10 protein-coding genes and 1 pseudogene are annotated in these 11,519 nt (G+C 35.6%); 2 read left to right on the top strand and 9 right to left on the bottom strand.

Annotated features, from left to right (window positions below; genetic code table 11):
- The 3 genes from Q0C76_RS08950 to Q0C76_RS08805 form a co-directional block, all read right to left on the bottom strand.
- A partial coding sequence (locus Q0C76_RS08950) for a KxYKxGKxW signal peptide domain-containing protein (RefSeq protein WP_367268470.1) occupies positions 1 to 68 on the bottom strand: 68 nt, incomplete at its 3' end.
- Positions 61 to 1,788 (bottom strand): hypothetical protein, encoded by a 1,728-nt coding sequence (locus Q0C76_RS08810; RefSeq protein WP_295732144.1) that lies wholly within the window; start codon positions 1,786 to 1,788, stop codon positions 61 to 63. The genes Q0C76_RS08810 and Q0C76_RS08950, both read right to left, overlap by 8 nt.
- A gap of 10 nt (positions 1,789 to 1,798) precedes the next feature.
- On the bottom strand, positions 1,799 to 3,379 hold the full coding sequence (locus Q0C76_RS08805; protein WP_295732141.1) for a peptide chain release factor 3: 1,581 nt from the start codon (positions 3,377 to 3,379) through the stop codon (positions 1,799 to 1,801).
- A 186-nt stretch (positions 3,380 to 3,565) separates the two neighbouring features.
- Between Q0C76_RS08805 and Q0C76_RS08800 the strand changes: the two genes are divergently transcribed.
- Together Q0C76_RS08800 and Q0C76_RS08795 are read left to right on the top strand one after the other, a co-directional pair.
- Positions 3,566 to 4,771 carry an LCP family protein gene (locus tag Q0C76_RS08800; RefSeq protein WP_295732138.1) on the top strand — a complete coding sequence of 402 codons (1,206 nt, stop codon included), beginning with the start codon at positions 3,566 to 3,568 and terminating at the stop codon, positions 4,769 to 4,771.
- A gap of 153 nt (positions 4,772 to 4,924) precedes the next feature.
- Positions 4,925 to 5,101 (top strand): annotated as a pseudogene (locus tag Q0C76_RS08795) (transposase); the annotation flags it as partial.
- Between the two features lie 114 nt (positions 5,102 to 5,215).
- On the opposite strand, the gene Q0C76_RS08790 reads toward Q0C76_RS08795, so the two are convergent.
- From Q0C76_RS08790 to Q0C76_RS08765, 6 genes are all read right to left on the bottom strand, one after another.
- Positions 5,216 to 6,319: an AI-2E family transporter gene (locus tag Q0C76_RS08790; protein ID WP_295732135.1), complete on the bottom strand. Its 1,104-nt coding sequence runs from the start codon at positions 6,317 to 6,319 to the stop codon at positions 5,216 to 5,218.
- Positions 6,320 to 6,337: 18 nt separating this feature from the next.
- On the bottom strand, positions 6,338 to 7,345 hold the full coding sequence (locus tag Q0C76_RS08785) for a glycosyltransferase family A protein (RefSeq protein ID WP_295732132.1): 1,008 nt from the start codon (positions 7,343 to 7,345) through the stop codon (positions 6,338 to 6,340).
- A complete protein-coding gene (locus Q0C76_RS08780) occupies positions 7,345 to 8,277 on the bottom strand; it encodes a glycosyltransferase family 2 protein (protein ID WP_295732129.1) in 933 nt (310 codons plus the stop codon). The genes Q0C76_RS08785 and Q0C76_RS08780 overlap by 1 nt, the downstream gene beginning before the upstream one ends.
- A 76-nt stretch (positions 8,278 to 8,353) precedes the next feature.
- Positions 8,354 to 8,878, bottom strand: a complete 525-nt coding sequence (locus tag Q0C76_RS08775) for a hypothetical protein (RefSeq protein ID WP_295732126.1) — start codon at positions 8,876 to 8,878, stop codon at positions 8,354 to 8,356.
- Positions 8,879 to 8,961: 83 nt separating this feature from the next.
- Complete coding sequence (locus tag Q0C76_RS08770) at positions 8,962 to 10,395, bottom strand: NlpC/P60 family protein (RefSeq protein ID WP_295732123.1); 1,434 nt, start codon at positions 10,393 to 10,395, stop codon at positions 8,962 to 8,964.
- Positions 10,396 to 10,595: 200 nt separating this feature from the next.
- A partial coding sequence (locus Q0C76_RS08765) for an N-acetylmuramoyl-L-alanine amidase family protein (RefSeq protein WP_295732120.1) occupies positions 10,596 to 11,519 on the bottom strand: 924 nt, incomplete at its 5' end.

Raw genomic sequence — 11,519 nt, 5'->3', positions numbered from 1 at the left:
GCCATGCCGGTGGCGGCTGCAATCGTCGCTAAGGCCATATAACACCAGGTCTTACCTTTTTTATACATCTTGTAGTGAATTTTCATCATTAAAATTTCCTCTCATGTTCCCAAGAATAAATATTAATAACAAAATTATAAAGATGGAAAAACAAAGAGTGTAAACGTATATTTTAGGATTACTAAACTGCACCTTAATATTATTAATATTATTTTCCTTTACATTATAAATAGTAAGCCATCCATTGGATACTGCATAGTTACGTCTGTCAATTTTCTTTCCATTAATACTAATCGTATATTGTTTTAATAAAGATTTATAACCATATACTGGCAACATTAAATGACCTGAACTTTTATAAACCTTCTTATCTGTGTCTAAGCTAAACATTACCCCATTTCTTAATGGCTTTCTTCTTAATTTAAAGCTTTTTCCTTTAACTTTAATAGTTGGATTAGTTGCCATAATTCTAGTATGCTTTTGAACTTTGTCTTTTTCTCCAACATTATTACTTCCATTTGGAGAATAGTCTTTTACAAGTATTCGATTATAGATATTATTAAATTTACGATCATGAAAATAGTAAGTTAGTGGAGCATCCTCATTTAACCTGGCAACATCGCTACTAGCATCATGAAACTTTCCGGCACTGGAAACAACTGAAACTATTGCAAGTATTACCAAAATTACCCCCCCTATATTAAATGAATACTTTGACCAACTTGACCTTAAAAAAACATAGAGAGGAATTACGCTAAGCCAAATTCCAAAGCGCCATGGCGTATACTGAAGCATATTAATCAACGGCAATTTACCTAATATAGTCCATGGCATTACATCAGTACACATCAAGATTAGTACAAACTCGACCAACAAAGCGGAAATAATCTTACTATCTTTTGTTTCATTACATAGCACTATTACCATGAGTGCTAGAGCAATTATTGATATTGAAGTTCTGGAAATTATATCAGAATGAATAAATACATCCATAAAACTTTCTGCAGTGACGTGCCCCTTTCCAAAAGGCGAGGAGATCCCACTTTTCTCAATAAGAAAAGTTCTGTAAATTATTGGCATACTGCAAATCAACGCTAGACAACCAGAAAGTAACATATTAATTAACGTAAAAAAATTAATTCTATTGTTGATAAGAATATTCACTAACCAAGCAATCACAAAAACTGTTGCAAATATAACAGCACTAAGTAGATGAGAATATAAAATTAACGTAAATATTAATGCACCTTTAATTACCAATCTAAAATCAATAACATCTTTTTCTAAAACATCCTTAATAAAATACAAGATCGGAAATGAGAAACAATATATCACTGCTGTTCCAGGTTGAAATTCATAAATAAAAGCATAAATGCAATATCCTGAAAAAGCATAAATAATAGAAGCTAAAATTGCATTCTCAACGTTCACTTTATGATTTTGAAAAGTAAAAAAGCTTACACAGAGAGTAAGTATAAAAATCAGGCCATTAATAACCACAATTTGCGTATGAAATGGCATCCACAAAGTTAACATGATAAAGGGCCATAAAGAAATATCTGGATACATACCATTAACTGCTTGCCCCAAGCCAAAAAAAGAATGAAAATTTATCCAAAGTGGTATTTCATGATTAAAAAATGATTGTCGAATATCATAAATTCTACTAACGTGAAAAGATGTGTCACCAACTAAATATAACCCTTTAGACAATTGATTAAAAAAAATATATATAAAAACAAGTAATGCTAAAAATGTAGTTATATAAAATGAAACTTTTCTAACCATTTAAAATCTCCTACAATTTCGCTGTTAACTCAACATCTGGATACTTCTGTTTAAACCAATTTTCCGCAAATTGATTTTCAAACAGGAATAGTGGATCACCATTAATATCCTTAACCAAAATATTCCGTGAAGAAGACATCTTCGGATCCAATTGCTCTGGATTAATCCAACGAGCCGTTTTATTCCCCATTGGTTCCATAACTACTTCAGAATTATATTCATTTTGCATCCGGAACTTAAACACTTCAAATTGCAGTTGACCAACTGCACCCAAAATATAATCGTTCGAATTATATCCTTGGAATAACTGAACGGCACCTTCTTGCACTAACTGGTTAATTCCCTTATGAAATGACTTTTGCTTCATAACGTTCTTTGCAGAAACACGCATAAACAATTCTGGTGTAAATTGTGGTAACTTTTCAAATTTAATGTCCTTCTTACCAGTGTAAATGGAGTCACCAATTTGGAAGTTACCGGTATCATACAAACCAATAATGTCTCCGGCCACGGCTTTTTCAACATTTTCCCGGGTATTAGCCATAAATTCTGTCACGTTGGAGAGCCGAACTGGTTTTCCAGTTCGCTCCAAAGTAACATCCATTCCCCGATCAAATTCACCAGAGCAAATCCGTACGAAAGCAATCCGATCTCGATGACGTGGATTCATGTTAGCCTGGATCTTAAAGACAAATCCTGAGAGTTCTGAATCTAGTGGTTCAATCTCTTCACCATTTTCAGTCTTATGAGCACTTGGTGCCGGTGCATACTTTAAATAGGTTTCCAAAAAAGTTCGCACTCCAAAGTTAGTCAATGCAGAACCAAAGAAGACAGGTGTTTGATCACCCTTAAGAATTTTTTCTTCACTAAATTCATTTCCTGCCATTTCAACTAGTTCGATACCATCTAAAGCATCCTTCCACTCGCCTTCACTAGCCAATGGATTATTACCAATTACTTGTCCATCATTGTCAAGTGGTAAATATGGGTTGTTATCATCTTCAGGGTGAGTCAAAGCTACACGTTTATTGTAACGATCGTAAACTCCCATAAATTGACGCCCCATCCCAATTGGCCAGTCCATTGGATAAGTTTCAATTCCAAGCGTTTCTTCAATTTCGTTCATTAAATCTAATGGATCACGAGCATCCCGATCAAACTTATTAATAAAGGTAAAGATCGGAATTCCCCGCATTTTACAAATTTGGAAAAGCTTCCGCGTTTGCGGCTCAATCCCTTTAGCACCATCAATGACCATGACAGCAGAATCGACCGCCATCAAAGTCCGATAAGTATCTTCAGAAAAGTCTTCGTGTCCTGGGGTATCAAGAATATTAATTCGTTTTCCTTCAAAATCAAACTGCATCACAGATGATGTCACGGAGATTCCACGTTTTTGTTCAATCTCCATCCAGTCTGACTTGGCAAAGTTACTACTACCCCGGCCCTTAACCGTTCCAGCTTCACGCACAATTCCCCCAAATAGAAGCATTTGCTCGGTAATGGTCGTCTTTCCAGCGTCCGGGTGCGAAATAATTGCAAATGTCCGACGCTTATTAACAGCTTCAGCTAGTTGTTTTGCTGTTGTCATTATTGAATCGTCCTTTCAAGCATTATCTGTTTAATGTTACCATAATTAATCATGTCTTAATAGCAGAAAAATATTACATTCTCCTTAAAAACTGCGATCTAAAATTGACTACTGAACGTTGATTTGCTAAGGTTAGAAAGTTAATATATAAATTAAAATTACGAATTTAAATAGAGGTTGTCGAATATGAATCACGAACATGAAACACGGGCCGAATACCGACGCCATCTTGAAGAAGAAATCGACCAACGAGCTCATCATCATTCGAATGATGACTTTGACCATCGTCCACCCTACGTTTACCACCACAAAAAGGGGTTCCACTGGGTTTGGCGAATTATTGGAATTATTGCCGTCTTACTATTATTTGCAGGTGGCTATGAATACCATCAATTGCATAGTACCGCCAAAGGTGTCTTCAGTAGTGGCGATGGGAAAGTTGACAAAAAGCTTGCCCAAGGTCAGCCAGTTTCCATCTTAGCCATGGGAACCGATGTTGGTGCTTTAAACCGTGGTAATTCTGGTGGTAATACTGATACATTGGAAGTTATTACGGTTAATCCTAAAAAAGAATCAATTACAATGACTAGTATTCCTCGTGATACCTTAGTCCGCGTTAACACCAGTAAAGGAGCAGATTACGTTAAAATAAACGCTGCTTACTCCATTGGTGGTCCAAAGCAAACGGTTAAACAGGTTAAAGAATTACTAGGAATTCCAATTGATTACTACGCCGTTGTAAACATGGGAGTATTGAAGAAAGTTGTTAATGCCGTTGGCGGAGTTGAAGTCGATAATCCATTTGCCTTCGATTATGAAGGCCATCACTTTCCTAAGGGAAAGCAACATCTCAACGGGGAACTTGCTTTAAAGTATTCGAGAATGAGATATGACGATCCTAATAATGATTACGGTCGTCAAAAACGGCAACAGCAAATCATGACCAATGTCATCCATAAATTCAAGTCTTCTGGTTCTGTTGGCGCTGTAAATAAGATCTTAGCGGCCGTCAAAGACGGAGTTAAAACGAACATTCCACTGGACAGCATCTCTGTACTATATGGTAACTACCGTCCAGCCATGAATAATGTGAAAACCTACCACTTTAAAGGAAAGAACGCAACGATTGATGGAGCTTCCTTCCAAATCGCCAGTCCAAAAGAAATTAATCGCATTTCCAAAATCATCAGAACTCAACTTGGCCTAGAACCAATTACCGTTGATAATCACGAAACTCGAATATATCGGATGCAAACTCACTATGATGGATATACCCATACAAACTTTAAGCTTCCTGGTGGTGCTGAGTACAATGTTCCCGGCAGTGTAAGTAGTGAGCATTCATCCACTCCAAAAGGAAGTCATTATAGTAGTTCAGAATTAGTCTACTAAAAAAGTAGGTTCATAATGGATCTACTTTTTTTATTGCCTTGAGTGCGTAAGCGATAGCGCACGTGCGAAACAAAAAACCAAAAAACCACCTGCTATGCGGGTGGGCAATCAAAATTATATAAATAAAAAACCCTTTGGCCTTAATATATAGGTGTTCAAGCCAAAATCTAATATGGGGATCGTCATTTTTGGGCGAAAGGATATTATGTTAGCACCGTCGGATTGAACGAATCTACGATTCGTAAGTACATTAGAGATCAAGAAAAACATGATCAATTAGTTGATAAAATAACAACGGTTGAATATTCCAATCCTTTTAAGGGTAGGTAAAGTATTACAAACACTGCTTAAAGCAGTAGTGAAGTAGCCAAAGTATTTTGGCTTGAATAAAGAAAAAGCCAGCGCCTTGGGACGCTGGTTGTAAATAGCGGCTTATAGCCCGTTTTACGGGTGGTTATGATTCTCAATACGATAAATACTCCAAATATAATTAAAAATGGTTTTAACAACTGCGTAAAAAGGTATACATAATATCATTCCTGGGATACCAGCAATGTTTCCTGCAGCTAAGAGAAGCATAATAATTGTCAGCGGATGGATTTGCAGTGTCCTACCAATGATATTTGGATAAATTATGTTCCCATCAATTTGTTGAACAACAATTACAACTATAATTACCCATATCAGCTTCTTTGGTGCCATCGCTAAAGAAACCATCAATGCTGGTGCAATACCAATATATGGTCCCACGTATGGAATCATATTTGTTAAACCAGCAATCAATCCGAGCACAATAGCAACGGGCTGACCAATAATTAAATATCCAATACTCGTCGCAACAGCCACAAAAATACATTCAATTGCTTGCCCTGCAATATAAGACGACAGTGTAGCGTTCATTTGATGTAATAGCTTTGCAATCTCTTCTCCGTGTTCTTTAGAAAAATATTTCTGGACACTTGGCACAAATTTATCGCTATCCTTTAGCATGTAAAATAACATAACAGGCACTGTAATCGCAACAATCAAGGTACTGGTAACCATACTAATAACTGTACCTGCGCGATCAGTAAGACCCTTTAAAATCGTTTGTGATGATTTTGATAATTGGTTATTTAGCTGTTTGTAGTAGGCATTAAAGTCAATCTCACGCAACCAAGGATGATGTGATAATTTTACAATCCATTTTTGAGTCTCTTTAGCCGCTGTCGGTAATCCTTTGATAATCTGCGTCAATTCATTTACCATTGAGGGAATGACGGCTGCAATGACACTACATACCAATAGAATTAAGAGCAATACAATAATTAAACTTGCTACACCACGCGGCATTCTATGCTTACCAACTTTGATTTTTAGAAAAAGTTTCAAAATCGGTCTTAGCATGTAATACAAAAATAACGAAATAATTACTGGAACAAAAACGACTGAAATAAAAATGAGAATTGGCCGAAAGATAAAATCAATTTTAGTACAAACCCAAATTAATAAAGATAAAATTAATAATTCTAATGACCAATACATAATTGGCTTTTTATTAAAACTCATTGCTTTGTCTTCTAACCTCTATTTAGCCTTTTTTACAAATTTTAAATAAGCTTTCCATGAAAATTTATAAAAAGGTAACCCAAAGGTAAGCATATAAAAAGCTACTCGGTCTCGTTTTGGAGTCTTTGGATCACTTAAAACTTGCTTTCGATGATTATGTAAAAAGGTAACCATCGATTTTTGTGCTGACTTTACTTTATCCCCAGAAGCATCTAAAGTTTGGTTTAAAGTACTAAACCTTGCATACGCTTGTCTTCTTAACGTCGCACTTTTAAGTTCTGGGAACTGTTGATTAACACTATTAGCCATTTGATCAGTCATCTCAAGTAAGTCTAATTTTCTAATATTAAATTTGCTCGTGGTAATAGAGTTATTTCTAATAAAGTATTTATATTTTGATACGAACCCGCACTCAATTGTTGGAGATTGCTCAAATAAAGAATAAGTTGTTCCCATGTCTTCAAATAATTTGCCTTTTTGAAAACCAACAAATTGGGAACTTTTATAGAGACTACTATCAACTAATTTTGCAACACAACAGGTATCCACACGGTCGTTATAGCACATCATCTCTAATGCATTTTTATTTGATAATGTTTTTTCTGTTCCATCGCCATGGTCAATAACTGCACCTGTGCTAAATATATCTTTTAAAGTACATAGCGCTACTTTGGAATTAAAATTATTATTTCTCAGCAATTGAAACATATACTGTATATAATCTGACGTTACAACATCGTCAGGATCCACAAAAGAAATATACTTTCCATGAGAAAGATCTATCCCTCTCTTTCTGGCATCAGCAACACCTGAATTTTCTTGGGTATATAGCTTGATTCTAGTATCTTTCCTTGCTAAGTTAGCTATTATTTCTTTGGTCCTATCTGTAGATCCATCATCAATTACAACTACTTCAATGTTACGATACGTCTGATTTAAAATAGAGTTTATGCTTTTTGTAATATATCTTTCAACATTATAAGCAGGAATAATAACACTGATTAGTGGTGCACTTTCTTCTTGCATTACCGCTTCTCCTTAATGATATAAATTGGACGATTTTTAGTTTGCATATAAGTTCTTCCAACATATTTGCCAACAATCCCAATACATAGTAATTGCAAACCACCCAACAGTAAAATTAGACATACTAAGGATGCCCAACCAAATACACTACTAGTGGGTTCTAAAATACGTCGAATAATGACAAAGACAATACCAACAATTGAAAGAATAAATGAAGCAGATCCCAACCAAACAGCGATTGATAACGGAGCTTGTGAAAAATCAGCGATCCCATTCATTGCATATTTAAAGAGTTTCCAAGTCGACCAGTCTGTTTCCCCAGCTGCCCTTTCAATATTATGGTAATCCAAATATTTAGTTTTAAATCCTACCCAGCTAAAAATGCCCTTAGAAAAGCGGTCATATTCTGTCATAGACAAAACAGCATTAACCATCTGTCTAGTCATCATCCGATAATCACGTGCACCTGGAACTATAGAGGTCTGGGAAATACGATTAATCACATTATAAAACTGGTTGCTTAAAAATGACTTTATCTTAGCTTCTCCAGTCCGGTCAACCCTTCTAGTACCCACGCAATCATAATCACTACTTCTAAGTACATCAATCATTTTTGGGAGAAACGAAGGCGGATCCTGTAAATCAACATCCATTACCACTACATAATCGCCAGTAGTGGCTTGTAAACCTGCATAAAGTGCTGCTTCTTTACCAAAATTTCGCGAAAATGATACATAATGAACTTTATCAGAATATTCTTCATTAAGCTTTCTGAGTTCATGCAGAGTTCGATCATCAGAGCCATCATTAACAAACCAATATTCAACTTTTAGCTCGTCAATTTTATTAACTTCCTTTTCTACAGACGGGAAAAATAATGGAATTGATTCTTCCTCATTGTAACAGGGAACAACAATTGATAATTTATCCATAACGATCCTCTTTACTTAATTAATAAAAAAATCGGTACTGAACCGTACCGACTAATTATACACTAATTATTTTTCCTTAGGCACCCGTAATTGCACTTGGTGTTACATGATAAGTATATGTCTTACCACTATATACACCAGAAACAGTCCAATCATTTGTGCCATTTTGCTTTACATTAAAGCCATCAATTGCGCTTACTTCAGGTTGAACCGGCTCTCCCTTACCAGCTTCCAATGAATTAGCACGTTGGTTACCTAGATGTTCCTTCACTAAGTTTCGGGCATCTACTGCAGTCATCGTCCGTGTTTGACGTTGACTCACAGACTGTGCAGTTGCGCTATTCTTAACGCCATTAATAGTTGTGTTCGTTGAAGAACTATTCTTTGAAACAACTACATTATCTTTAGAACTAGCTTCCTTACTTTGAGAATTTTTCTTTGATACCTTGCTAGCACCCTTTTTGTTACTATGTTTCTTAGTAACATGACTACTTTCCGCAACGTCTTTTTTAGTCTCTGTGGTTGACTTACTTCCACAAGCAGCTAAGGATAAAACCATTGCCCCAGCCATTGTTGACATCATAATTTTTGGAAATTTCATAGTTTACCCCTCTTATTGTCGTTCATGTATTGAATCAATTATATCAAAATTAATTTTAAATGGTTACTTTTTAATTAATCTTATTAATTCATTACAATATAATAACTTGGAGTATAGTAAGCCATTTTAGTAATTTTAACACGATCACCAGGTTCTGGAGCATGAACAAAGGTACCATTACCTAATGAAATACCAACGTGGTATGGTGCACCATCACTACCAAAGAATACTAACGACCCCTTTGGAGCATTATAAACATCACGATGATGTGAACCAAGATTTGTTTGTTGGTAAGTTGTTCGATAGTTCGATCCTAAGCCAAATGCCCATTGTACTAATCCGGAACAATCAAATCCAGTAGGAGTGTTACCACCCCAAACATATGGAGTACCTAACATAGTTAAAGCACGGTCAGCTTTAGTTGCTGCAGTATTAATAACTGTAGCAAATCCGTTACCATCCAAATGATATGTAGTTCCATTAACAACTACATTCATATTTTTGTCTGCTTGGTAAGTGTTCGGATCAAAGTAGAATAATGAGCCTTGCCATTTTGCCAGACCAGTCACTATCATTCCATTGTTCCCAAACAAATACCATGATCCCCACTGCGATTGAACATAAGCATTTTTTACTAATTGGTAATTGGATGGATCGAAATAATAGTAAGTACCCTGCCATTTTTGAACACCAGTCAATGCAATACCATTTTGATCCAACAAGTATCCATCATTCATTGCAGATGGAACAACATAAGTATTTTTTTGTAACTTCTTTGATCTTTCATCGAAGTAAAAATGGTTACCTTGCCATTCTTGAAGGCCAGATTTAACAATTCCATCTGTCCCTAAAAGGTAACCGCTATTATTACCATCGGGATCTACATAACTATTCTTCTCTAAACGGTAAGTAGATGTATTAAAATAGAAGAAATTGCCTTGCCATTCTTGTAATCCATTTACAGCAGCACCATCATTGTTAGTTAGGAATCCAGTGTTGTTATTATCTGGATCAACATATGCATTTTTTACTAACTGGTAGGTAACTGGGTCGAAATACCAGTTTGTGCCCTGCCATTCTTGAAGTCCAGACTGAGCAACCCCATTATCCATTAAGTAATAACTTTGAGTATTGCTGCCATCCATTGAGTCTAACTGAGAATAATGACGACCTGATTCTGTTTGACCATTTTGGTAGTAAACTTTTTGACCGTTCTCATCATACCAACCATTTTTTGTAGATTTATTAGTGACAGATACTTTTTTTGATGCAAAATTCACATCTGAGCTATAAGTACTGCTTGTAGTATTTAATTCATTGTTGTGATTGTTATCTGTAGTTACCGTGTCTTGGTTATTATTTCTAAGTTGTTGAACACTGTCAGAAGCATCAGTAACATCAGCTTGTACGGACTGAGTAGCTACAGTCACTCCCATAACTGCGGTCATGGTTGCAATAGCCATTGCACACCACTTCTTACCACTCTTATACAGTTTAAAATGCTTTTTAGAATCCATAAAGTTAATAACAACCCTTTCAAATTTTTCAGTAATCTATTTTATTAATATTCAACGTTTTTTAATCTATCACAACTTCCTTAGAAAGTCTTAAATATAGACTATATGTTAATCAATGATAATGATTGCAAAATCATTGTAATATTATTGCAACAAAAAAGGCATCAAGATAACTCGATACCTAAAATTTAATAATATCATTAGATTGCAGCATAATATGCCTGAACTAACTGATAGAAGTCGTTCATCGTATATCCTGTTCCAAACATACTTGCATTTCTTGACCAATATGCATCTGGATCCGTATGGTCAGTACCACCAAATGTTTGTGAAATCATATGGTGTGAATATAACGTGCCACCTAAAGAAGGTGTCATTCCATATTTATGCATATTATACGCAGTATAATATGCAGCATTTGATATTTCACGAGCAAATTCCCAAGCACTATGAACCTCAACTTGTTCAAATTGTACTGCACGGCTATTGGCTGGGTAACCGGCTCCCCATGCTTCATGATCCGTCGAAGAGATTTCAATGATATTGTTGCCATCAACAAATGCATGTACGAATGCTTTATTATAAGTATTCGCTTCATAATTTATTTCTCCCCAAATACTGTCATTAGGGTTGGCAGTTTCATGAACAATTACCATATTAGGAAGGCCATTGCTAGTTCCTCGATATGCTCCAGTGGTATTTTGCGGAATAACATAGTGCTGAACGATATTAGCATGACCAATGTGATTATTTACAATATACTGATTTAAAGCATTACTAAATGAACTTTTATTAATAAATCCACTACCATCAACATAGTATAAATTACCATCCACGTACAGATAACTATTAGTTACTAACTTATAATTTGATGGGTTGAAGTAATAACGGCTGCCTTGCCAATTCTGAAATCCTGTTAGGGCCTGTCCTTCACTGCCTAACAAATATCCAGTCTTTTCACCGGTAGGAACGCGGTAATCGTTCTTTACAACTCCGTAAGTATCTGGATCAAAGTAATACATCGATCCTTGCCACATATGTGGTCCGGTTACGATCTTTCCATCATCACCAAACATGTACCATTGTCCCCACTGGGATTGAACATAATTATTCTTAACCAATTG

It is taken from the genome of uncultured Limosilactobacillus sp. (assembly GCF_934202705.1).
Lineage (GTDB): Bacteria > Bacillota > Bacilli > Lactobacillales > Lactobacillaceae > Limosilactobacillus.
This window is presented reverse-complemented; position numbering and strand designations above follow the sequence as displayed.